The 23,997-nt window shown below is 39.6% G+C and carries 22 protein-coding genes and 1 tRNA gene; 13 read left to right on the top strand and 10 right to left on the bottom strand.

What is annotated here, in order from left to right; all coding sequences use genetic code 11:
- The first annotated feature begins 269 nt into the window (after positions 1–269).
- From IM797_RS00985 to IM797_RS00970, 4 genes are all read left to right on the top strand, one after another.
- Positions 270–1,229: an AraC family transcriptional regulator gene (locus IM797_RS00985; RefSeq protein WP_194125223.1), complete on the top strand. Its 960-nt coding sequence runs from the start codon at positions 270–272 to the stop codon at positions 1,227–1,229.
- A 174-nt stretch (positions 1,230–1,403) separates the two neighbouring features.
- The gene (locus tag IM797_RS00980) at positions 1,404–1,904 is read left to right on the top strand and encodes a hypothetical protein (protein WP_194125222.1); all 501 of its coding nucleotides are present in this window, start codon (positions 1,404–1,406) and stop codon (positions 1,902–1,904) included.
- Between the two features lie 229 nt (positions 1,905–2,133).
- Complete coding sequence (locus IM797_RS00975; RefSeq protein WP_194125221.1) at positions 2,134–2,430, top strand: hypothetical protein; 297 nt, start codon at positions 2,134–2,136, stop codon at positions 2,428–2,430.
- Between the two features lie 80 nt (positions 2,431–2,510).
- Positions 2,511–2,873: a hypothetical protein gene (locus tag IM797_RS00970; RefSeq protein WP_194125220.1), complete on the top strand. Its 363-nt coding sequence runs from the start codon at positions 2,511–2,513 to the stop codon at positions 2,871–2,873.
- A gap of 76 nt (positions 2,874–2,949) precedes the next feature.
- On the opposite strand, the gene IM797_RS00965 is transcribed toward IM797_RS00970, so the two are convergent.
- From IM797_RS00965 to IM797_RS00955, 3 genes are read right to left on the bottom strand one after another with little or no spacing between them, the layout of a single operon-like run.
- Positions 2,950–4,311 (bottom strand): RagB/SusD family nutrient uptake outer membrane protein, encoded by a 1,362-nt coding sequence (locus tag IM797_RS00965; RefSeq protein ID WP_194125219.1) that lies wholly within the window; start codon positions 4,309–4,311, stop codon positions 2,950–2,952.
- An 11-nt stretch (positions 4,312–4,322) separates the two neighbouring features.
- Positions 4,323–7,523 (bottom strand): SusC/RagA family TonB-linked outer membrane protein, encoded by a 3,201-nt coding sequence (locus IM797_RS00960; protein ID WP_194125218.1) that lies wholly within the window; start codon positions 7,521–7,523, stop codon positions 4,323–4,325.
- Positions 7,523–8,827 carry a TlpA disulfide reductase family protein gene (locus IM797_RS00955; protein ID WP_194125217.1) on the bottom strand — a complete coding sequence of 435 codons (1,305 nt, stop codon included), beginning with the start codon at positions 8,825–8,827 and terminating at the stop codon, positions 7,523–7,525. The genes IM797_RS00960 and IM797_RS00955 overlap by 1 nt, the downstream gene beginning before the upstream one ends.
- 817 nt (positions 8,828–9,644) lie before the next feature.
- Here IM797_RS00955 and IM797_RS00950 point away from each other — a divergent pair.
- From IM797_RS00950 to IM797_RS00940, 3 genes are all read left to right on the top strand, one after another.
- The gene (locus IM797_RS00950) at positions 9,645–10,034 is read left to right on the top strand and encodes a helix-turn-helix domain-containing protein (RefSeq protein ID WP_194125216.1); all 390 of its coding nucleotides are present in this window, start codon (positions 9,645–9,647) and stop codon (positions 10,032–10,034) included.
- A complete protein-coding gene (locus tag IM797_RS00945; protein ID WP_194125215.1) occupies positions 10,031–10,444 on the top strand; it encodes a helix-turn-helix domain-containing protein in 414 nt (137 codons plus the stop codon). The genes IM797_RS00950 and IM797_RS00945 overlap by 4 nt, the downstream gene beginning before the upstream one ends.
- Positions 10,445–10,812: 368 nt before the next feature.
- On the top strand, positions 10,813–11,202 hold the full coding sequence (locus IM797_RS00940; RefSeq protein WP_194125214.1) for a hypothetical protein: 390 nt from the start codon (positions 10,813–10,815) through the stop codon (positions 11,200–11,202).
- Between the two features lie 121 nt (positions 11,203–11,323).
- Here the strand turns inward: IM797_RS00940 and IM797_RS00935 are convergent, their stop codons facing one another.
- Both IM797_RS00935 and IM797_RS28620 read right to left on the bottom strand, forming a co-directional pair.
- On the bottom strand, positions 11,324–11,713 hold the full coding sequence (locus tag IM797_RS00935) for a hypothetical protein (RefSeq protein ID WP_194125213.1): 390 nt from the start codon (positions 11,711–11,713) through the stop codon (positions 11,324–11,326).
- 93 nt (positions 11,714–11,806) lie between these two features.
- Positions 11,807–11,995, bottom strand: a complete 189-nt coding sequence (locus IM797_RS28620) for a type II toxin-antitoxin system HicA family toxin (RefSeq protein WP_194125212.1) — start codon at positions 11,993–11,995, stop codon at positions 11,807–11,809.
- Between the two features lie 318 nt (positions 11,996–12,313).
- On the opposite strand from IM797_RS28620, the gene IM797_RS00925 reads away from it, so the two are divergent.
- Together IM797_RS00925 and IM797_RS00920 are read left to right on the top strand one after the other, a co-directional pair.
- On the top strand, positions 12,314–13,645 hold the full coding sequence (locus IM797_RS00925; protein ID WP_194125211.1) for a C10 family peptidase: 1,332 nt from the start codon (positions 12,314–12,316) through the stop codon (positions 13,643–13,645).
- 32 nt (positions 13,646–13,677) lie between these two features.
- Positions 13,678–14,118: a hypothetical protein gene (locus tag IM797_RS00920; RefSeq protein WP_194125210.1), complete on the top strand. Its 441-nt coding sequence runs from the start codon at positions 13,678–13,680 to the stop codon at positions 14,116–14,118.
- A 195-nt stretch (positions 14,119–14,313) separates the two neighbouring features.
- On the opposite strand, the gene IM797_RS00915 is transcribed toward IM797_RS00920, so the two are convergent.
- From IM797_RS00915 to IM797_RS00905, 3 genes are all read right to left on the bottom strand, one after another.
- The gene (locus IM797_RS00915) at positions 14,314–14,850 is read right to left on the bottom strand and encodes an ORF6N domain-containing protein (RefSeq protein ID WP_194125209.1); all 537 of its coding nucleotides are present in this window, start codon (positions 14,848–14,850) and stop codon (positions 14,314–14,316) included.
- 57 nt (positions 14,851–14,907) lie between these two features.
- Entirely contained in the window at positions 14,908–16,125 is a 1,218-nt protein-coding gene (locus IM797_RS00910; protein ID WP_194125208.1) for a site-specific integrase, read from the bottom strand.
- Between the two features lie 248 nt (positions 16,126–16,373).
- Positions 16,374–16,446, bottom strand: a tRNA-Lys gene (locus tag IM797_RS00905).
- 295 nt (positions 16,447–16,741) lie between these two features.
- Here IM797_RS00905 and IM797_RS00900 point away from each other — a divergent pair.
- From IM797_RS00900 to IM797_RS00885, 4 genes are all read left to right on the top strand, one after another.
- On the top strand, positions 16,742–17,353 hold the full coding sequence (locus IM797_RS00900; protein WP_194125207.1) for a TetR/AcrR family transcriptional regulator: 612 nt from the start codon (positions 16,742–16,744) through the stop codon (positions 17,351–17,353).
- Between the two features lie 111 nt (positions 17,354–17,464).
- Positions 17,465–18,838 carry a TolC family protein gene (locus IM797_RS00895; RefSeq protein WP_194125206.1) on the top strand — a complete coding sequence of 458 codons (1,374 nt, stop codon included), beginning with the start codon at positions 17,465–17,467 and terminating at the stop codon, positions 18,836–18,838.
- 10 nt (positions 18,839–18,848) lie between these two features.
- Positions 18,849–19,928 carry an efflux RND transporter periplasmic adaptor subunit gene (locus IM797_RS00890; RefSeq protein ID WP_194125205.1) on the top strand — a complete coding sequence of 360 codons (1,080 nt, stop codon included), beginning with the start codon at positions 18,849–18,851 and terminating at the stop codon, positions 19,926–19,928.
- A complete protein-coding gene (locus IM797_RS00885) occupies positions 19,925–22,993 on the top strand; it encodes an efflux RND transporter permease subunit (RefSeq protein ID WP_194125204.1) in 3,069 nt (1,022 codons plus the stop codon). Before IM797_RS00890 ends, IM797_RS00885 begins: the two co-directional genes overlap by 4 nt.
- 65 nt (positions 22,994–23,058) lie before the next feature.
- Here IM797_RS00885 and IM797_RS00880 read toward each other — a convergent pair whose 3' ends face one another.
- Together IM797_RS00880 and IM797_RS00875 are read right to left on the bottom strand one after the other, a co-directional pair.
- The gene (locus IM797_RS00880; protein WP_194125203.1) at positions 23,059–23,646 is read right to left on the bottom strand and encodes a DUF4142 domain-containing protein; all 588 of its coding nucleotides are present in this window, start codon (positions 23,644–23,646) and stop codon (positions 23,059–23,061) included.
- A 58-nt stretch (positions 23,647–23,704) separates the two neighbouring features.
- Positions 23,705–23,950 (bottom strand): hypothetical protein, encoded by a 246-nt coding sequence (locus IM797_RS00875; protein WP_194125202.1) that lies wholly within the window; start codon positions 23,948–23,950, stop codon positions 23,705–23,707.
- Positions 23,951–23,997 lie beyond the last annotated feature (47 nt).

The following is a 23,997-nucleotide window of genomic DNA, read 5'->3' as shown; positions in this document are numbered from 1 at the left end:
AAAGTTGTTAATTGCATTTAAACAGATCAAGATGGTCTGTTAGATGTAAACGAAAATTAGATTTTCCACAAAGTATTCCGGCACGTATTACCTGAAAAACGCAGGCCTTTTTTTGCTTGAATTGATATGATAGTGGAATATTGATAAGGATAACGAAATTTCTTACCTTCGCTTGTAAGGAATTTTAGAGAAGAAAAAAATGGACATCAACCAGTAAGGCAGGCTTTCAGTTAAATGTGCGGCTTGCCCACAATTAACGAAAACTCAATATGGAAAGACCCGTGACCTACAAATTTAAAACGCCCACCCTCACAATCGATATCACCGGAAACATACCCAACTGGTGCACTTACCGTATCCCTTATGCCAAGGCCGAACAGATCAGCATACAAGAGGGAACTGTGATCTGCCAGTTTCACAGCCATGTCCTATACTTTATGGAAGTGATTGAAATTGACCTACATACCGATCTGGCAGCAAGTTATCTGGTTGAAAATACAAGCCTTTTCCTTTATCTTATGATAAAAGGGGGAATGAGCTTTCTAACTCCTGAAGGAAAACCGATCGCCAATGCGCCAGAAGGGGTATGCTACGCTACCTATAATAAATCCGGTGAATACGTACTTCACTTACCAAAGGGAAAATATCTTATATGCTATCTCTGTCCACGGCCTTTATGGATTTTAAGGAACCTGGATCGTTACCCAAGGCTTAGACCATTTATGGAAAGCATGGACAATAGCGACGACCTGTTTGACCACATGCCTGCTTGCCTGATAGACAGTGATATGAAAGATAACCTGAAACAGTTGCTTGAGGATAAGGAAACTAAGGGTGTAGATCTAGAATCGCTCTTGTCTGGTGATGCTAAAATACTCATTGACGATTATCAGCGGCTTTTAGATGTTAAATTTGCCCAACGTGCCTACCGCATCAAAGATTTCCTGGAGAATAATTTTGCGGACGCCTCGCTGGATAACACCGCTCTTGCCCGCATGTTCAATGTCTCTGAAAAAACCATGATCGATGACTTCAAGGATCAGCTTGGCAACACTCCATACCACTACCTAATACAGGTTCGTATGGTACATGCCAAACGGATGCTGACCATGGATAAAATGCACGTCAAAGATGTTTACATCAAGGTAGGATACAGAGATTTACACAGTTTTCAGGTCCAATACAAAAAGTCAATGGGAAATCCGCCTTCTGACGACGATAAGGGCTGATTTTAACCGTTTTTCTAAGCTCATTAAAGAGTTTTGCGCAAAAAACACACATTTTGAGGCCATTTTTGCCCCGAAATTGGGTGAAAATGGTGTGTTTAATGCTTGCTTGGTAAAAAATCATTATTGAAATTTAGTTTAATAAAAAGAAGATGGTTACCAAACGGATTAGGAAACATGGAAAACACGAACAATATCTATATCATAAAGCCAGTTGGTTATCATGATATGGAGGAGATCATAGCGATATTTGACAACAGGAAAAAGGCCGAAAATTTTATAGACAGGTTTAAAACCCGTCCTACAGATCTTGAAATTGTTGAGGCGCCTATAAACCCCGAATATATCGTCAACAAGCAGGCCGACCCCTATCTGGTAACACTTCGAGAAAATACAAATGATCCGGTAAACCTCGCAGTCAGTGATCTGATTGAACAAGCTGAAGCGGCTGCGAGAGAAGAGTATGACATATTTTTTTACAATGGAGCAAAAAGGTCGGAAGGTGTCTTTAATATTATGCTTTTTTCAGGAAGCGAGCAAGAAGCGCTGTCAAGGGCAATAGAAAAGAGGGATGAAACCGTTGCCTCTGGCGAATGGGACAAAGAATACCAACAAAAACTAAAAAAACAAACAAAGGTGGCAGATCATGAACAAGACTTTAAAAGAATGGGTGGGTAGTACCGTATGACGGCCGTCCATTCCTGACGGTGAAGTGCCAGATACAGGATAGCAGTCCCAGAGACAACAGCTGCTATCCGCAAATGATCCCGGTCGGTACTAGGTAAGAGGATGCCGGATCTGGTACAGGGAAGGTGGGTACAACCTTAAAGTGCAGGCAGTGAATGGGCAGGTGGTGCCAAGGTCGCCCTGCTGGTGTTTAAGAGCAATGAATTAAAAAAGGTAAGAAATGAAAATTGTAGATGCAGCGAAAATGATAGACATTGCCAGGATCATATCCTTAATGGCAATGCTTGCCTATATGGTACTGCTGTTCATCCGTTTTATGAACTTCTACCTGTCAGGAAGGTGGTATATCAATATATCCATTCAGACGATCTTCAAATGCCCTTACGCCCGAAAGAGAGTGGCTAACAGAGTTATTCATGACCATAAAAATGCGGTGCATCGAACAAACCCGGATAGTCGAGACAGGGCTATCCGGGAAATGAAAACCAAAGTATCGAGATACGATGGTAATCAGTGAGGTCTGCTAAAAGACACCCTATAACATTATTACATCATTAAAGGTAAGCATATTGCCTGAAATATATGCGCCAACGGCTTATGGCCTTAACTAAAAAATTAACAGGAGCGATTGTAGCAATTGCTTTTGTTTTAACCGCTCTAATAACTTTTGCTTTTAAAGCGAATGATAAAAGTGAAGCCAGTAAAAGGTTTACCACTACCTGGTATTATAATTCTGACTCAGATGCTTCAGGAGATATTACCGATGGTAGCAAATGGATTAAGGTGAATCCAAACCATACTGGCTGTGTGTCAGCAAACGAGGCACTACCTTGTCAATTGGAGGTTGATAACGCAGTTACCAACAGTTCACAGCTTGATGCTTATTTCACTACCCAATATAGTGATAGCCCAACCGCAATTAAAGCTGCTGCTACTTCCAGAAGACCAATGCCAGATTAAAGATTAAATAATGCAGTTCTGACTGCTCTATTAATCATTTTAAGGTGGGGTTAATATTAAACCCCACCTTTTAAATTTATCTTTTGTTTTGCTCCATCCCAGATATAGAGATAACGTCTTCGGGTATAGGAAGGGCATATCTCAGATCATTAGGTAATAATTTATATTCTTTATTATTAACATTCCTCATAAGTAGGATTTCAGCTCCTTCCTTATTCAATCTTTTAATATCCATCCACCGGATGTCCCGAAACAACAACTCTTTTCTCCGCTCTTTAAGAATGATTGACAAGGCTTCTTCTTTACTAGATGCTGTAAATGGAACAAATGTGCCTGCACGCCAGCGCGCAACCAATAACGTGTTAAGGTCTTTCATCGCTTCGGACAATTTTCCAGCTCTTGCATAGCACTCAGCCCTGGTCAAGTAGACTTCGTTAACAGCCGTACCAGCAAAAAGACTTGCCCCTTCAGTGAACCTTGCTTTATAGCCAGCTGTGCCATCACCATTATCCTTAAATAGGATTGCCTTGCGCAAATCATTTTCGTTATCGTACAATGCTAACAGTTCAGGATTTACCTTGGCTCTGGCCAAGTTCAGGATTTGACCTACTGAAATCTGATTTTCGGAGATAACCTCTCTATTGAACCTATCAATTGGAAGCGGGCTAGCCGAATTAAGACTGTTGTAATCTAACAAGGTATGATAAAGGCGAAGACAGGAATCAGCATACAGCACGGCATTGTTATAATCCTGCATTGAAAGATATGCTCTGGCGACCATCGCATACGCAGCAGGTTTTGACGCTCTAACTTTGCTTAGTGGTATCAGTGGCAATAAGTGAATGGAAACCTTCAGATCATTCAGTATCTGTTGGTATGTTCGCTCCACGGATGAACGTACAGAAGGTTCATTGAAGTTTATATTCAGTCTTAAAGGAAGGCCCAGATCGGTATCCGATGTACTTCTGTCATATGCCAATGCCCAGATAAAACTTGCCTGCAATAAACGTTTTCCTCGAAAATAATATGCCTGACCTTTAATATTGTCCCATTCAGTATTATTACTGTTTGACCTTTTAACCTTCTCTATTCCCTCAATTACCGAATTACAATAGTAGACTGCGGTACTAAATTCCCGCCAGCTATTGTCTTCTGGCCTAAACAAATAATCTTTTTCCCATGTATATGTCCGTCGATCGACGTCCGAAGACAGGCTGAGGTAATGAGCCGAGGTAAGATAGAAATCATCTGAACTCATTTCACCGGAATTAGGCTCAGCGGCAAAGACTGAATAATTATCAAGCAAAGATTGAAAATCTTCCAATTTGGAAGGTACAGCCAATTTTTTATCGGGTTTTACATCGAGATATTTCTGGCAGCTTATTAAACTAATAATTATTGCTGCAGCAATGGAAAAATTAAGATATTTTGTGTTCATAAGAATAAAATTTAAAATTTCGCCCTAATTCCCAATGTCCAATTTTTTGAAGAGGGAATTGCATTAGATTGGGCATAATCAGGATCTAAACTACTTTTATTTGCCTTCCATACTAAGCCAAGGTCGCTTACGTTAGTGTAAAAATCAATTGACTTTATAGGTAGTTTACCGAGATTTTTACCGTTTAGTCGATACTGAAGGTTGAGATATTGTAGTCTGATGTGATCTGCTTTTTCAACCAACGGCTCGCTAAAAGTATAAAGAGCTTGCATACTGCTTGAAAATGGATACTCGAAAGCTGGAACATTTGTGTTTTTCTCATCGCCTGGCAATTGCCACCTTTTACTAAAGTCTGCATGGCCTTGGCCATCGGTATACAAATTGGGATAGTTGATACTTTCTTTTCTGAAATAATAACTCGCTTTATAAGTAATTTGAATGGTCAAACTAAAATTATGATATGCAAAAGTATTTCCCAATGTTCCAAATAATGTTGGAAGTGCAGATCCAAAATATTTAAGGTCTTCAATTTGCGTTCCCGATGAAGTAATTAAATTGTAGTCCTTACTGATCTGATCATTAATGTAACCTCTGGGCTGCCCGTTAGCCGGGTCTAGTCCCGCCCACCTGTAGGCATAAACACTGTAGATTGGTTTACCTTCTATACCTGAAATATTATTACTGTTATTTACATAAAAATTTCCATTTGTACTATTTAGATAATATTGGGTCACTTCATTTTTTGCTATACTAAGATTTAAACTGCTAAACCACTTAAAATTCCCATTTAAATTAGAAGTATTAATTTGTAAGTCCCATCCGCTGGCTTTCATAGCAGCAACATTTTTTATAATAAAAGAACCAATACCAGCCGTATAGTCTATTGGGGTATTACCAAATAAGTCAGTTCCCTTTTTACGGTAATAGTCTAAACTTCCACTTATTCTACCTGAGTTAGTTTTAAAATCTATCCCAAAATTTAATATAGAAGTGTTTTCCCATTTTAGCTCTGGGTCTGCATACTTACTAAAAGTAGAATAAGGCGTTAATGTATTGGAAGAAAGCCGACCTGAATATTGAATGGTAGTTAGCGCACTTTTGCTTGGATCAACATTTCCTGTTAGACCATAGGTTGCCCTGAATTTAAGATAAGGGATCAGGTCGTTTTCAAAAAAATGCTCTTTAGAAATCTCCCAACTCAAACCCGCAGACCATAAAGGTTTCCATTTGTCGTTAGTACTTACACCAAATAAATTAGAAGCGTCCCGTCTAGCACTTAAGGAGGCTGTATATTTATCCTTATAAGTATATGCTGCATTGGCAAATAGAGAAACAAATCTGTTCAATTGCTCAGTTATACCATCCCGGCCTGAAATGAATGATTTAACTCCGCTGATCAAATTAGGGTATTCAGTAGTATAATCCACAATACCCGACGTTGATAAATCTGAGTTGTATCCATATAAACGGCTATAATTCGATGTGTTTTTCACTTGCCTTAATTCCGCACCTGCAATAATATTTAAGCTATGGATGTTCCAATCCTGATTAAAACTTAATTGAGACCGAAGGCCAGTAGATTGCATCAGGTTATCAGTTAAATCCAAAAGACCACCTTTAGGTATTTTGTAGGTAAGCTCTCCAGTAGGAGAAATCTGGGTGTAACCGTTCACAAGGTTTCTGGCAAAATAGCTATCTTCTCCTTGAAGACTATTTACGGAGTTATTCTGACGTTCATATTGGTATTTCAGATCAACATTAAATCCCATTGGTAGGCGATAGCTAATCCCGGTATTAATCACTAGATCATTGATGCTATTCCTATTTTGTACGTTCAGATAATCTGTCAGGGGGTAATATCTCCAGTCGGCAAGTTTACCGTTTCCAACTGTTTCTATGAAAGATAACCTCCAATCCTTGGGGATGGCTACAGCATTTCCATTTTCATCTGCAAATTGAGCATAAGGATATAAGTTGCTATTCCGAGAAATAATTGAGCCATATCCGGGTCTTCCTGATGCCAGTTCGCTTGCATTGAACCAGATTGAAGTTGAAAATTCCAAGGCTTCCAACGGCCGGTAAGTATTTTGAAGTTTTAAACTATATCGCTTAAACTTGTCGTTTAAAACGCTGTTGTTGTGGTCATAGCTACCCGACAATGCCCAAGTAGTTAGTTCATTACCTCCATTGATGTTTAAAGCATATTGTTGGTTGAATGATCTCTGATAGAAATATTTCGTGAAATCGTTCCTAACATCTTTTTTGGTAAGCACTTCGATTTGGCGTTCAATTTCTTGAGCTAATTGTGGTGATGCTGTCGCTCTCTGTGTAAGCAGCTCGATTACAGGGGATAAAGCTGGTTTTGATGGTGAATTAATATCACTATCATAAAAACCTTTTTCATATAGTGTTTTTTCAACTTGGATGAAATCGCTGCTGGGCATTTGATTAAGATAGCCCAGGTCCGGTTTTCCTGTAATAGAGACATTGGAGTTAAAATCAACAGTAAACCCTTGGTTGTATTTCCCTTTTTTACTTGTTATTACAATTACACCATTCCCAGCACGTGTTCCCCAAATAGATGCTGCAGCGGCATCTTTTAATATAGTGATACTTTCAACATCATTTGGGTTAATATTTTTCGGATCACCCTCGTATGGGAAATTATCCAGTATAATTAATGGATCTTTTGGGCCCTGAATGGTGCTAAGTCCCCTAATCATTAATCGTCCATTGCTTCCACTGCTATTTCTGTCAACAATAACGCTGTTTGCAACTGCCTCCAAACGATCCAAAATGAAAGCCCCTGTTTGTTGGTTGATGCTTTTATTATCAATTACCGTAAACGATCCTGTTGAACGTTCTTTTGGAAGTTGCTGGTAACCAGTTGAAATAATTACCTCGTTAAGTTCATGAGCCTGTTCTTCCAATAAAATCTGAATCGGTAGAGGCTCTGCTTGATTAATAATAACTTTTTTATCAGTGTAGCCAACATGGCTGATTTCCAGCATCAAAGGATGACTATGATATTCTATTTTGAAATTTCCGTTTTTATCTGTTTTAATAATTGTACCTTTTATTGCTGTTGCAATAGCAGCCCCTGAAAGAAGTTTCTTATCCTCCGCAGACCTAATCACACCATTGAGCTTATACTGGCTCTTACCTATATTGGCAACTAATACCAAAGCCATCAAAATAATTAACTTTTTCATTATCTTGTCTTATTAGTGGGGTTTGGAAATGGATTGTTTTTGTCTGAAATGACAAGCATATTAATTTCCTTTGATCCTAATGTCAGCACCAAATTTTTTTCTTGAAGTTCCTTTTCAAGCTCATTCATGCTTTTTGCTCGGCTGGCAAGACTTTTAACTTGATCTGTTATTCCGGTTTCGTTAATTACCGGATGGGTGATAAAATCTAAAGAATTAAGTGCATAGGAATAAAATTCCAGATTTACCGCTTGATCTGAATAAACAGATGATATTTTTCTCTTACGGTTTCGGATAGAAAGTAATAAACAATCAACCTTTCTCTTTTCGATACGGGCATAATATGATGTACTAAGGTTCAATCCTGTTAATATTTGCTCATATAGTTGATCAGCTTGATCAACCGGTACCATTACATCGTAGTTGAAACAATGTTCACTTTCCCATTCTTCTTTGTTACTTCGCTTTTTATCAAATTCTAAAGCTTCCGATTTAGCCACCTCTAAGATTAGCCTATTTTCAGTAAAGGCATCATGACGTGACCTGAACAGGTTTAAGGCTGCAACTCTGTATATGGTTAAAAGCGACGAATTTGTAAATACTCTTCGATTGGTTATACCTTGACTTTGTCTGGTGGTCGTTCCTCCCGGCAATCCCGATTGGTACCCTTTTGTTAGAATTGAATAAGCAAGAATATTTTTCGTATTAGCGTCATTATCAATAAAAAGTGGTCTATCCAAGTTAAAATCTGTTTTAGTTGTCAACTCTATACCCCGTTTCATAAGAACCTTCCTTACATTTTGAATATTCAATTCTTCAGCTCCTGTAATCGCTGCTATGGTACCGGATTGATCTATCCATATATAATGTGGAATAAGCTGATGCGGGAATAATTTTTCAAGTAACCTGTCTGTAACTACAGATGCTAGATTTAAAGCTTTGACGGTGGCGTTACTTTTTAAGAAAGCTTCAGCCTTTTTTGCTTCTTCATTTGTTACTGGTAATATTACGAGGCTATCGCTAAGCTTTGTCTGTAATTTATGTGCACTTGGCATGGCCGCAATACAAGAAGAACACCAGGTCGCCCAAAAATCTAGGATGATTAATTTGCCTTTATAGGCATTCAGTGTATTAGCCTTTTTGCCGGTTGGATGGTTAACCACTTGCAAAGCCATGTTCCAAACGTCTTCTGGAATGGCGTCGCCGATGTTTAGGGGCTTTATGTTATTGTCGTCCTGGCTTTGTGCATCCGCCTTAAAAAAAAGGCAAAGCGTTGCCAGTACTATGGTTAGTAGAATTTTTTTCATTAGTTTATTATGAAATAATAAGTTGGTCAGTTGATAAAGAATAGAAAAAAGCACGGCGACGAGCATCTCCCTATATGAAATGCCGCCGCCTGCTGGTTATTTTAATCAGCTAGACTGGTGATTTTATGATCAATTTGAACAATTCCTTTTGAGAAAGGATAGGAACACAAAAATTAGCAAGCACCGTCTTTATTAGGCAGTAATGACTTTGGTGTGTGGTGTTAAGATTTTGGAGTGCTTTTTTATGATAGCGCTTGCAGACTGCTAACGTTATTTTCACATATAAGCAACAACGATTGGCAAGAAATAAATTGGTTGGTTTTGCAGGCATCATAGTTGAGATTAATTGGGTTCAATCTCAAACGAAACGTGCCTTTGTTTAAATGGTTAAGGAGTGGTATGTTCCGTCTTGTACAGATGAGGCACGGCAAAGAGCCCACGATGTATAAGCTGATAGGAACAACCACCCCTTGACCATTATTATATGGAAGGGATAGAGTTGTTCACATATCATCTCACACCGTTTTTGAAAATTTGCCGTTTCCATCTGCGAGATTTGTAGTAAAAACTCCGTCTATAGTAGACCAAATAAAGTTTTCAAATATATCAATACTTTTTTAAAATTAATGTCTCTGTTTCTTTTAGGATCGTTTAGTTATTGCAAAATCTTGTTTTATTATCTATTTTTACGCAGTAAATATTTGATTTTACTAACAAATAGTTATAAACCAAATATATAGCTTATCCGTTTAACTAAAAACCTACTTTTGTTATCCTTGCTAGAGGATTTGAGACACTTTTATACTACATTTATATTATGGGCGCAATTCACAACAAAATAAAAAAACTTCGAGAAGGGTTATTCACCCAACAGGAAATGGCTGATAAGCTCCATATTCATTTAAAAACATGGCAAAAAATCGAGAATGGCATTACGAAGTTAGATGTTGACCGATTGAAAGCAATAGCCGAACTCTTTGAAATGACAATTGAAGATTTGATCAATGTTGAGGATAGTGTTTATATTAGTGAGATTAAAAATAATGACGTAGGATTTAACAATAGTTCAGTTACCATTAATCATAAATCAGAGGTTGAAACACAACTTTATGAACGAATGATAGCCGAAAAGGATAAAATAATAATTGACAAGGATAAAGAGATTGAATATCTTCGGGGCTTGTTGGCTAAAAACATAGGGAAATGACAACAGGAACAAAAATAAGGTTATTACGAGAGCAAAAGCATTGGGATCAGAGCGTTGTTGCTGATGCGCTGGGGGTGACCCAGCCTGCGGTATCAAAGCTCGAATCAGATCAAACCAAACTCTCTTGGGACAGTGCCGTTAAGTTAGCTCACCTTTTCGAAGTCGATCCCGAATACTTTTTCGATTCCAATGTAAATAACTATGTTTATAATAATCAAAAGGTAAATCAATTGTTTAATTCTGAATACTCTGAAACAGATTTAGAGCTTATTAAACAGTTATACAACGAGCAATTAAAATCCAAAGACGAACTGCTACAAGAACGCAATATGCGTATTGCGGAACTTAAAGATAATATAACAGAATTGAGAAAAGAAGTGGCTGAATTAAAAAATCATTCCAAGGTCTGAAAAGTTACCATCAACGTTAAAAAGCTGCTATCAAAAAAGTAGCTTTTTTTTTGCGCTTCGTGAATAACCTTGCAGTTTGCGGTATTGTTAGAGAAAGTTTCATTTTCTAGTTTTATAGCTTGTAATCCAAAGGATTATTGCACGAGCATTGTCGTTATTAATGCCATTATAACCACTAGATATATTCGTATGAATTGAAGTTATATTTAGGGTGAAATCAAATAATTGAAATACTTTATCATCGGAATTTATTAATTTTACCGATGAGAGCGTTAATGCGGGGGTAAGGTCATTCTGGCCTACCTCCGTTTTTTTTGATATCGGAGTACCTACTGGATATACGCTTTTCCAAATTTTTGACTACAAATATGGAGCAGTTTAAAAATGACATATTGTACCATGCCATATGTTCAGAGCAGGAGAGTGATTATTTAGGCTACCTTACTGATCTGGCCAAGTGGAGTATTGCAAACCAAGGCGCATGCGTGAACGAAAAAACGCCAGCCATTCTGCGGGATGATATATTAAACGCCATCGAGCGGGTTAAAAAGCTTAAAGGACTTCTTACCGAATTAGCCCAAAACGGCTATACCATCAGAGGCGGAAATCAATACCCCGACTATGATTTTTACAGTAATTATTTTAAAAAGGCGATAGCTAGCGCAAGAACCATTTTACGAAAGCTCGATCCATATTTGACAACACACAGAAGGGTTGCTGATAGATTTGCGCTTGGCGAGCTAAGCCCGGGATACTGACATTTATTATACCTATCATAAAAAAACGCTTATGCCACAATCCAACAACCTCCACAACCTCCAAGAAATACAGATTTCAAACATCCAAGTGGGTACATTTATTGTAAATTTGGGTGTAATTTTAGAGATCGATCAAAAGGATAATTTTATCAACCTTGTCATTTCCAGAATGAACGAGAAACAGGTGATCAAATTTGAAAAAGATGTATCTCTGATCATTTATTAAACCACTGAAAATGGATTTTGGGCAGGGACTTAGGTATGCATATTTCCCTTTTCCTTCTTCGGCAAGTCTACTGACTAAAATGTCGTTATAGGCTCCGTCATGTTTGATCAATTCTTCACTGCTATAGGAATTGGCCCTAATGGCGTGTCCTTCCCGGCATCTCCGATCGAAATAAATAATACAATGACCTTTAGCAAATGTTTGGGTGTATAGATTTTTCTGATTTGCTTTGGCCAGCGCATCAGTTTCATTTTGTGTTTTGCCACTCGGCATTATAATATCCATATAAAAGAAATTTGTGCATTGGATAACTCTGTTGTCAAATAATAACTTATTATCTAACGTACCCTTTTGTTGTTCTGAATAGGTTCTGCGAGATCACAAGCCCAATCCGGTCAGTTTTTTAATCTTGGCAGCGATCCCATTTGTCACCTCCGTGGAATTATGATCTGGGAAAGTGATTTTTTTAGCGTAGTCCGGACGACTTAATACCTTATGGCTCCCTTTCTGGCTTTTTACAAACCAGCCAGCTTTTTTTAATTTCCTGAATAGTTGCGAACATTTCATCTCTATTCTCCTTTCTCAAATCAAGTTAGCAATTATTTTAAAAAGATGCAAACCAACGAGATACATATCGATTCGGGCTGTGTTTAAATGACGTTGCATTTCTATGTTTAACAAATAGTCGCCTTTTATAGAGCCATTCATAACTTTCGAGAATCACCTTTTTCCAAGAGATTAAATCGAAAGGCCGACCTGCTTATTAATTGTTTTTGATAACATCCTTACCAGGCTTTAAAGCGTTTTACTATTTCGGGATTTAATGTGTATTATAATTTAGAATAATTATAAATTGATATATTTGAGACGATCTAAATATCGATTATGAAAAAAAATCTCTCAATTTTGCTGCTCTCATGCAGTCTAATCCTGAACTTCTCCTGTAAGAAGAACTCCGAAGAACAGACCGATCACTCTCGCCTGGATTCACTAAACAAAATTGCCTTTATCGGGATTGATCAGGCTAAAAATTATGCGCTGAATTTAAATCGCAAGCCAAATAGCAAATTAATGTCAGGTTCCTTTGGATCGGTTTCCAGCATCGGAAGTCGGCAGGGGACTTCAGGTCAGACCAATAGCGTAGATACTGTTTTTACTGTAAAAGACCGGACTGGCATTAACGCTTTCTATATTATAAACTTTAAACCGAGCGGGTTTTGTATCGTATCCGCTGATGCCCGGGCACCTGCGATGCTCGCCTATTCGGAAACGGGAAAATTTGATCAGAAAAAGGGCCCCGAAGGGTTAATGGGGTGGCTCGGTGACGTCACGCACAGTATAGACAACATTCGTGCGAATGAATTTTCGGTGAAGCCGAAAAATCCATCATCAAGCCAGAGCGGCAATAATGCTAAGGGAAAGCTAGCTTGGGTCAACGGAGAATTACCTACTTCTACACCCGACTATTTGTTGGTCGAGTCTAAAGATCCGCTTGTACAAACCTCTTGGGGTCAATCGGATGGATATAATGATCTTTGTCCTCATCAGAATTGCGGCTCCACTTATGCAAGTAATGGCAGAGCACTTACGGGCTGCGTTGCAACGGCAATTGCCCAAATAGCAGGCTATCATAAGTTTCCTGCTGCCTACAACTGGGCTTTAATGAATAACCATTCCGGATCAACTGAAACATCCAGACTAATGTACAATATCGGTATTGCCGTGGATATGGATTACGATTGTGACGGTTCTGGGACTAACGGAGGAACCAAAACTGTAAATGGTTTTACGATGTTAGGTTACAATATGTCTAAAAAAGATTTTGAGGCCTTCACTGCATCCGACCCAACGAATGATTTCTTAGCTGAATTAAGGGCAAACAGGCCATTCATTATTTCCGGAGGTAGAAAAGGCTCGTTCTTGTTCTTTAACAGTTATAAAGGCGGACACGAGTGGGTATGTGACGGTTTCTACAGGTACAAGTTTACCCGTATTGAAGTAATTCAGGTTGACCCTGACTATGCGATTGAACGGGAAGTAATTACCTATCCGACCTTCTACCATATGAATTGGGGATGGAGCGGAAGTTACAATGGTTGGTTTATGATCGGACATTTTGCACCAAGGATTACCAATTTCCGGGATACTTACAGGGACGATCACGAAGGAACCTATAATTACAAAAATACCATGTACTATAATATAACACCACGATGAGAAAGATGACAAGATTAGTAATTTTGATTTTTATGATATACCCGTTGGTCTCCTGCAAAAAAAAGCTGGTGGCAGATGTTGCGGTGGAAACGGGTGTGATGCTTTCTGTTAAAAGCAATGCGCAGACCGATCTTCTGGCTCCTGGTACTGCAAACGGATTCAATGAGCAGAACATACAGGTTTTTAACCTGATAAATGGCACGTATCAGCCCGTAAACAAACCGTCAATGGATCTTCCGAAAAATATTAAAATATACAAGAAGCAGGGTTCAACGGAGTATCAATTAGAATTATTTGTAAACACCGAAGTAGATAAAAGCGGGATAAGTTATACCCTCATTCAGTTCGGTGAAAATAAGCCGGATACTGTTAAGTCAGAGGTCGTAAAAAAAGGGGGATCAATCGGATTGGGAAAGGTATGGCTAAATGACACGCAGATAGACAGGTTTACCCCATCTATTGTGATCAAATAAATATCGAACGGTGCCGTACCGCATGTCATAAAAAACGGGTTGTAAAGGAAATGGTGATGGGTTGTGGGATGGTGTAAATCATCCCACAATACCTCTCTAACTGGCCTCCCCACATTTGCGGCTTGCGGAACGGCCTCGCTCATGGCTTTGGCTGTTCCCGCTTTTGGCATATACGGAGAAGACAGTAACAGGGAACTACAGTTCGTCCGGTTTGAACCCAATGCGCTGCCTTTTTGGTACTGGCTTTTCCTGCTTTTCGAGCAGCTCGTCCAGATAACGGAAAACGATTTCCATGTTTTTGTCCTGGTTGTCCAGTTTCCCTTTGATCTTTTCAATTTCCAGTCTAATCTCCGTATTGTCGGAAAGCACATGGCGCATTCTGGTGAAGATGCGGATGATCTGGATGTTTACCTCGATAGCCTTAGCACTGTTCAGTACGCTGGAAAGCATTGCCACCCCTTGTTCAGTAAAGGCCATGATGTTATATTTGGAATGCGCCCCGTGTCTTAAGGTGCCAAATTGGCTCCTTAAGATTTTCTGTTCATCCGTACTCATTTCAAACATAAAATCTTCGGGAAAACGCTCCAAATTCCTTTTCACCTGTCGTTTTAGCTGTTTGGTTTCCACCCCGTACAGTTCAGCCAGATCGGAATCCAGCATAACCTTATGTCCCCTTACGATGTAGATCTGATTCATAACCAGTTCATCGGAAATATTGATTTTTGTGTCCATTCTTTTTTGATGCATTTGAAAACGGTCGGCAGATAATCGCCGACCGGGTCAGATTAATTAAACTGAGGCGAATAGCTGTCTTAACGGTGCCATGTCGCTGCCAACTTTTTCGTCCAGTATCTTGGCGTACAGTTGGGTGGTGCGGAGGTTGGTGTGCCCGAGCATTTTTGAAACGCTTTCAATGGGTACTCCATTCATCAGCGTTATGGTGGTGGCGAATGTCCGCTTGGCAATACGGTTGCCGAGTGTTTTAGCGACATCTGCAATAGCGGCAATTTCGACCAGATACTCGTTCATTTTCTGGTTACTGGAAACGGGCAATGCTCTGTCATAGTTAATGCACACCGGATGGTCTTTATACCTGTCTAGTATGGCTTCCGCAATTGGGAGCAACGGGATGGCTGCCCTGGTATTCGTTTTCTGTCTGTAGGTCACGATCCAGCGTTCACCGTCAGCGCCAATGCCGATGTCTGATGGCCTGAGTTTGTACACGTCCGCATAGGACAGTCCAGTATAACAGCTGAACAGAAAAAAATCCCGTACCTGCGAAAGCCTTTGGGTGGTAAATTCCTTTTCCGCTATCCTTTGCAGTTCGTCCGCTGTAAGGTAGTTTCTGTGCACATCTTTTGATTTCAGCTTATAGCCGAAGAACGGGTCTGCACTGATCCATTTGTTTGCCATGCAGATGCGGACGATTTTGCCCAAGTTCTTAAGGTGTTTAATCGCTGTGTTGTTGGTATTGGCTTTTTCGGTACGCAGGTAAAAATCGAACCCACTGATAAATTCATGGTCTATCTTTTTAATAGCAATGTCGCTTGTATTGTAGTTAAAAGACAGGAAATTCAGTACGTGCCTTTCAAGCACTTCAAACCTTTTGAGCGTACCACTTGCATAGTCTTTACCTACCAATGCTTTCATGCCCTTGTTATGGACTTTGATGGCCTCGCAAAGGGTATGCGCCTTTTCCGCCTTGCCGAGGAATTTGCACTTCACGCCCTCAGCAGTGATTTCTTCATCTTCCACGCACAGCAGGGTATGGGAGGCGGTAACCCCCGCTTTCATCTTATCAAGGTAAGCATTCAGGGTTTTGGCATCTTCCTTTGTGCCGCACATGTGGCCAGCTTTGGCATTCCATAGTTCTGGTTCGCATTTTCTGCTGGCGGACATTTCCACGGGTTTTCCGTCAACGGTTATCCTTAGATAGATGGGAACGGCACCTTTAACATAGTTTTTGGGTTTCTTCAGGTAGAAGAGCAGGCTGAAATTAGTTTTCATGATCAACTGATTTAAGGTTAACAAAGTTAGCCTTGCAGTTTAATCGTATCAAGTCGTTCAATGATTGAACTTTCTGTAAGTCAATTACTTACATTATTTTTAGTGAGTAAATCGCTTTTCAAAACTACTCACTGAATCACTCACTTTTTTTATGCGATTTATTGCATATTTTGGTATTTCCAGTAAAGCAAAAAAGCCTGCAATCATTTGATTTGCAGGCTTTTACGTAATTTTGATACTATCCTCTGTGATCCCGCTGGGATTCGAACCCAGGACCACTACATTAAAAGTGTAATGCTCTACCAGCTGAGCTACGGAATCATCTTCTGTTTGAAGAGGGTGCAAAGATAGGAATTAAAAGTTTTTACGCAATAAATTTTTAAAAATAATTCCAATTTTATGCCTATTGAAGTTGAAAAACTCATACAACTATTTGATATATTGATCGGTAGATGTTTTTTTAGAGCTTTATTTTTTTTCGATAGCCACCTATTTATAGGAGTATTATATGCGGATATAGAATAGAATTTGATCTCTAAGCCGTTTTATACACAAGCTTGCATTATTATTTGGAATACTGAACAGTGTTCAGTAACTTTGTTTTGTAATTAAAACTATGGGCATATCTGATAGAAAAGAACGCGAAAAGGGAGAGATGAAGAAATTGATCACTGATGCCGCTATGCGTATGTTTTTGGAGGACGGTTATGCAAAAACATCCATAAGAAATATCGCTGAATCCATAGAATACAGCCCAGGTACAATCTACTTGTATTATAAAGATAAAGATGAACTGCTGTACGAGGTGCAGCGACAAGCGTTTTTAAAACTTGTATCTGCCTTTAAAGAGCACGCAACCAGTGCAGATCCCTTGGTTCGCTTATCACAAATGGGGAAAACTTATGTTTCTTTTGGTTTGGAAAATCCTGAGTTATACGATCTGATGTTTATTATCCGCGCGCCAATGAATGTGGATTGTGAAGTGCATGATGACAATGGCTTAGAATGTTTTGGTTACTTGCTGCGTACACTGGAAGAATGTATGGCTAGCGATTTACTGATATTTAAAGACCCCAATCAAGCTGCTTTGCAAGTTTGGTCTATGATGCATGGATTGGTATCGCTGAATATACGCTGCCGGTTAAAAATCATGTTGTTAGATGAATCTTCCATGCAACTGGTACTTAACAATGCAATAGATGAATATATTACTTCTATTATAAAATAGTTTTTTTTGCCATTTTACTGAACGATGTTCAGTCTATATACAGTACTTATTACTTTGACAATATTTATAATAAAGCACATTTTTTTTGACCACAAATAAACACCGTTCATTATGTATACATCATTTATTAAGGCTTCAGCTATTATGTTATGGCTAGTAATATCTTCAAACCATGGAATCGCGCAGCAGCGCAACCAATTGGATGAATACATTACCCAGGCTTTTAGTCAAAATCAAAGTCTAAAGCAGCAGCAGTTTGATCTGGAGAAAGCAATGTTTGCTTTAAAGGAGGCGCAAGCCATGTACTTACCTACCGTAAGTGTATTGGGGAGTTACACCAAAGCGGCGGGTGGAAGAACAATTGATGTCCCTGTTGGCGATTTGGTAAATCCCATATATCGGGCACTGAATGAATTGACCGCATCAAGTAAGTATCCACAACTTGAGAATCAATCGTTTTTGTTGAATCCCGATAATTTCTACGACATGAAAGTCAGAACCTCTTTGCCATTAGTCAATGCAGAAATCCGGTATAACAAATTAATTAAAAAAGAATTGATCAGCAGTCAACAAGCTAGCTTTAACGTCTATAAGCGTGCGCTTGTAAAGGATGTAAAGCTAGCATATTATAGATATTACCAGGCTTTACAAAGTATTGAAGCTTATGAAAGCGCAAAGCACCTGATCACCGAAAATATTAGGGTAAATACAAGCCTTCAACGCAATGGCGTGAGAAATGGAACGGCTTTGTTAAGAGCGCAAACTGAACAGGAGAAGAATAATGCGGCTTTGGTTGATGCGCAAAAAAATGCAGATAATGCCCGGGCATATTTCAATTTCTTATTGAACAGGCCATTACAAGACAGCATTGTAATAGATGCGTCTAGTCTGTTGAAACCTGCTACAGATCTGGATTCTAGTCTGGATGTAAACGGGAGAGAGGAGCTGAGTCAGTTGAAATCAATGCAACTGATTAACCACCTGGATTATAAATTACAGCGCTCAAATTTAATTCCAAAGCTGAGTACATTTTTAGACTTGGGCTCTCAGGGTGCAGATTTTAAAGTGAACAATAAAACCAGCTATTACTTATGGGGTGTCAATTTACAATGGGACATCTTTACAGGCGGAAGGAACAAATACAAAGCTGCACAAGTTCAGTCCAGTTTAAAGTCAACAGCCGAGAAATTAGACGAGGCAGAGCAATCCTTCAAAATGCAGTTATTGCAATCGCAGAACAACTATCGTGCTGCTAAAGCCGCATACGAAAGCACTAAAGCCGGTTTAGACCTTGCTGCGAGATATTTGAAAGACCAGAATAAAGCTTATAAAGCCGGTCAGCTCTTGTATCTGGAATTAATTGATGCACAAAACCAATTGACTCAGGCGCAGTTGAATATGGCTGGCAAGCAGGCTGAATTACAAATTTCGCTGGCTGAGTTAGAACGTAACCAGGCCAGCTATCCAATCGATAACAAACATTAGAAATAAAATTATGAAACGAATTTACTATTTACCAGTATTGTTATGTATTCCGTTTTACTATTCCTGTAAAAGTCCGGCAACAAAAAATAACGTAGCTACGCTGGGAGATACCATACCGGTACAAATTGTTAAACTGGACAGGCAATACGGCAGTACGCCAATTGCACTTTCCGGCCAGTTTACCACAGATGATGAAGTGATGCTGTCCTTTAAAACAGGTGGGATCATCAACAGTGTATTGGTAAAAGATGGCGACGCAGTAAAAAAAGGACAATTGCTCGCTACTTTAAACCTGACAGAGATCAATGCACAAATGCAACAAGCCAAATTAAACCTGGAAAAAGCGACCAGGGACCATCAGCGGTCTAGGAACTTATATGCCGATAGTGTTGCTACTTTAGAACAATTGCAAAACAGTAAAACAGCCTTGCAAATTGCGGAACAGCAATTAGATCTGGTTCGTTTCAACAGGAAATATTCCGAGATCAGGGCAGAAAAAGATGGGTATGTATTGAAAAAAATGGCTGATGTTGGTCAGCAGATCGCTTCGGGAAGCCCGGTATTACAAACCAATGGTGCACATGCTGGCAAATGGTTACTTAAGGTTGGCCTTAGCGATCAGGAATGGGCAGTTATACAGGTAAATGATCCTGCAAAGATTGAAACTTCTGCGTTACCCGGGCAATTTTTAGATGGCACTGTTATCCGGAAGTCGGAAGGCATTGATGCAGCCACGGGCACTTTTACAGCTTACATTTCACTTTCCGGGAGTAAACCAACCGCTGTAGCCTCTGGAATGTTTGGAAAGGCAAGTATTAAACCTTCGCTAAAAAGCAAAATGAATGCAGATTGGAAGGTTCCCTACGAAGCATTACTGGACGGGGATGGGACCGAAGGCTATGTTTTCATCACAAATGACAACAAGACCGCCCGAAAGGTAAAAGTTACTGTCAGAGGAATTGAAGATCACATGGTAAACATCAGTGATGGGTTGCAAAACGCAGCAGCGTTAATTATTTCTGGTTCTGCTTACCTGACCGACAACAGTCCGATAAAAATTCAATCCCCTAAAACTGCGGCCAAGCTATGAAAATATCAGATTATGCCGTAAAAAACGGGCAGTTTACCCTGGTAATCTTTTTGATGGTTATTGTATTGGGGCTGACAACCATGTTCAATATGCCCAGGTCGGAAGATCCGGAAATGCATGCGCCTTCTTTCTCTGTGATTATTGTGTATCCGGGTACAAGTCCAAGGGATATTGAAGATCGGGTAGTGACTCCTCTTGAAAAAACCATTTCAGGTCTGGACGACATCAAAAGATTGCGTAGCAACATCTCTAACGGGGTAGCTGTTTTACACGTGGAATACAAATACAGTAGTAATGTGGAAGCTAAATACCAGGAGATTGTCAGAGAAGTCAATAGCAAGCGGGCTGAATTACCAGCGGATATTTATAGCATCGAAGTTCAGAAGCAACAACCTTCGGACGTAAACATTATACAGATTGCATTGGTTTCTGAGAATGCTGCCCGCAATAAAATGCAGTACTATGCAGAGAAACTTCAGGATGAGTTGGAAAAGGTCCAGGCACTAAAAAAGGTTTCTATATTTGGCTTACCTGGTCAACAGGTAAGGATAGAGCTTGATCTGGAAAAAATGGCCTCCATGAACCTGCCTTTGGCTGCTGTAACCAATAGTTTGCGTAGTGAAATGGCAAATATACCAGGCGGAAGTGTAGACGCCTCAAAACAAACCTTTAACATCGTAACCAATGAATACCGCACTTTGGAAGCCGTTCAAAATACAGTTGTATACTCCGCTGCTGGTAAAAATATCTTACTCAGGAATATCGCGAAGGTCTATTATGGCTATGAAGAAGAAAGATACATTACACGGTTAAACGGACACCGGTGCGTATTTGTGACGGCGGCACAAAAAGAAGGAGAAAACATCAGTAAAACGCAAAAGGCCTATGCTCCAATACTTGAGAAGTTTAAAAAGACCTTACCAGAAAACATTGATCTGGTGCAGAATTTTGATCAGGCAGATAATGTGAACAGACGCTTGTCCGGATTGGGCCTCGACTTCATCATTGCCATCATGCTGGTGGCTGTTACTTTATTGCCCTTAGGCATACGACCGGCTATTATTGTCATGATTTCCATTCCTTTATCTCTAGCTATAGGCATCGTATTGTTACAACTTTTTGGCTTCAATTTAAACCAGCTGAGCATTGTTGGTCTGGTGGTCGCTTTGGGATTACTGGTTGACGATAGTATCGTAGTCGTAGAGAATATTGAGCGCTGGATGCTGGAAGGACATACCAGGATGGAAGCTACACTGAAAGCTACCAAACAAATTGGATTAGCCGTAGTGGGTTGTACGGTTACACTAATTATCGCTTTCATGCCCCTGGTATTTTTGCCTGAAGGCTCAGGCGATTTTATCAGGTCTTTACCTTTGGCCGTGATTTTTAGCGTAATAGCTTCGATGCTGGTCTCACTTACCATCATTCCGTTTTTATCCAGTCGCCTTTTAAAAAATCACACTGGAAATCCGGATGGGAATATCCTGATGCGGGGTCTGAAAAGATTGATTCATGGCAGTTATGCACGGTTGTTAGACCAGGCCTTAAAAAGGCCTAAACTGACCATTACCGTTGCAGTGTTGCTATTTGTAGGTTCAGTATTTCTATTTAAAGCGATTGGGTTTAGTTTGTTTCCCTCCTCTGAAAAACCGCAATTTTTGATCAATGTAACTAGCCCAAATCAATCCAATTTATCCTACACCAATCTGATCACAAAAGAAATAGAGAAAGCGTTAAAATCGGATCCACAGATCAGGTACTTTTCTACCAACGTAGGAAAAGGAAATCCCCGGATTTATTATAATGTGATTCCCGAAAACAGCCGGGCTGATTTTGCCCAGATCTTTGTACAACTGGCTGAAAATACATCACCAAAAGATAAGCTCGAACTCATCAAGAAATTGCAGCACCGTTGGGCTAGCTATCCAGGAGCCAAGGTGGAAGTGAAGAATTTTGAGCAAGGGCCTCCTGTAGCCGCCCCAATAGAGGTTAGACTTTTTGGAGATAATTTAGATACTTTACGTAACCTTTCTTTTCGGGTAGAAAAATTATTGCGCCGAAGCCAGGGAACCATGTATATCAATAATCCGGTCAGCCTGCTTAAAAGCGACATCAGGATTGTCGTAAACAAAGAGAAAGCCCAGTCCCTGGGCATCCCAACGTTAAATGTCGATCAGACAGCCCGACTTGCCGTAACCGGAATAAGTATGGGAACCTTTTATAACAATGACAATAAAAATGGCTATGGCGTATTGCTAACCCGCATTAAAGATGGCAAACCTGGTCTGGATGCTTTTCGCAACCTGTATATAGATAATGCCTCGGGTAAAGGCTTACCAATGAATCAAATCGCTGATTTAAAACTAGAGGCTTCGCCAGCTGTCATTAATCACCAGGAAAAGAAAAGGGTAGTATCTGTTCGGGCCAATGTTCAGGATGGCTTCCTGGTCAACCGGGTTATAGATGATGTAATAGTCAAAATGAATGAATTGAAACTTCCGGAGGGTTACAGTTATGAGATGGGAGGTGAAGTAGAGTCGAGGAACAATTCCTTTGGTGGTTTTATGAGTATTATCCTGGTTACAGTTTTCCTGTTCATTGCCGTATTGATTCTACTGTTCAAGACGTTCAAAAGCACGCTTATTGTGCTTTCTGTTATACCTCTGGGAATCGTCGGCGCTGCTGTCGCCTTATGGATTACTGGAAATTCCCTATCTTTTGTAGCCATTATCGGATTGATCGCCTTGGCAGGTATCGAAGTGAAAAACACCATCTTACTGGTCGATTTCACCAATCAGCTTAGACAACAAGGAATGAGTTTGGAAAAAGCAATCCGCGAAGCTGGAGAAGTCCGTTTCCTTCCTATTGTACTCACCTCACTTACTGCCATTGGTGGTCTGATACCCATAGCGATATCTACAAATCCATTAATTGCACCGCTTGCCATCGTATTAATTGGCGGCTTAATCAGTTCTACGTTATTGTCCAGAATTGTAACGCCAATTATATATGAATTGATGCCACCTGCTGTAGCAGTGGTCATACCACAGCAAGATCCAGCATAAAAATTATGGCATAAAAAAAGAGGTTATCATTGATGACCTCTTTTTTTATATAGTTACGATGATTGTTATTTCATCCCATCGTGGATTTTATTGATCATGGTTAAATGCGATTGTACCGTTGGCGCTGTTTTAGCGGCAAATGCTTTCAAATCAACATCTTTACCATCTTTAGCTTCATCATTCATCAATTTGAGTGTACTTTTATGGCCATCTACCATTGCACTCACATAATCCTTATCAAAATCGGCCCCTGTTTTTTTAGCAAGGTCATCCATTTTCTTCTGATGATCCGCGTCAACTGTCATTGGCAAAGTGATATTTTTCATTTTAGCTATCGCCATGAGCTCTTCATTTACTTTTCCGTGGTCAGAAACCATCATGGTGGCAAATTCTTTAACCTGTGCATTGGTGCTTTTCTCTAATGCCAGCTTACCCAAAGCAACTTCTGCCATACCACCCGCAGCAGCGGTTGTTGCAAATTTTGCGTCTGCAGCATCAACAGCGATGCCGCCCGTTGCCATTACATTTGATGTCGTGTCTTTAGCTTTGTTCAAGCTGTCTGCCGTATCTTTGGCATCTTTTGTTCCGCCATTACATGCCTGGAAGGTAAATACCACTGCAGAGATCGCGGCTAAATAAATTAATTTTTTCATATGGTTAGATTTTAATTTATTCTATAACACGCTTTAATACAAATGGTTTGTAAAAACTTTATTTAGGAGAATTCTCCAGGTAAGTTTTCAAGATGCTAAGCAAATACAAGTCTGGCTTAGGCATTGTAATTACGGTACCCGGCTCTTTGTCCTGCGACTGCTTGATGTAATTGGCCTTAATCTTTCCCCAATCTTTAGAATACAATTGGATGAAGGTATCCACAAATTGTTTTTCCGTATAATCTTTAGGAAGTTTACTCAACACAACTTCTATTTTCTCTTCTTTTCTATGTAATACTGCCATCTATGTTTTTTTGCTCAAAGCTACAAACAAAAAAACGTTATTTAGCA

This window comes from Pedobacter sp. MC2016-24 (assembly GCF_015223055.1).
GTDB lineage: Bacteria > Bacteroidota > Bacteroidia > Sphingobacteriales > Sphingobacteriaceae > Pedobacter.
The sequence above is the reverse complement of the archived record's forward strand: the minus strand, read 5'-3'. Positions and strand labels throughout refer to the sequence as shown.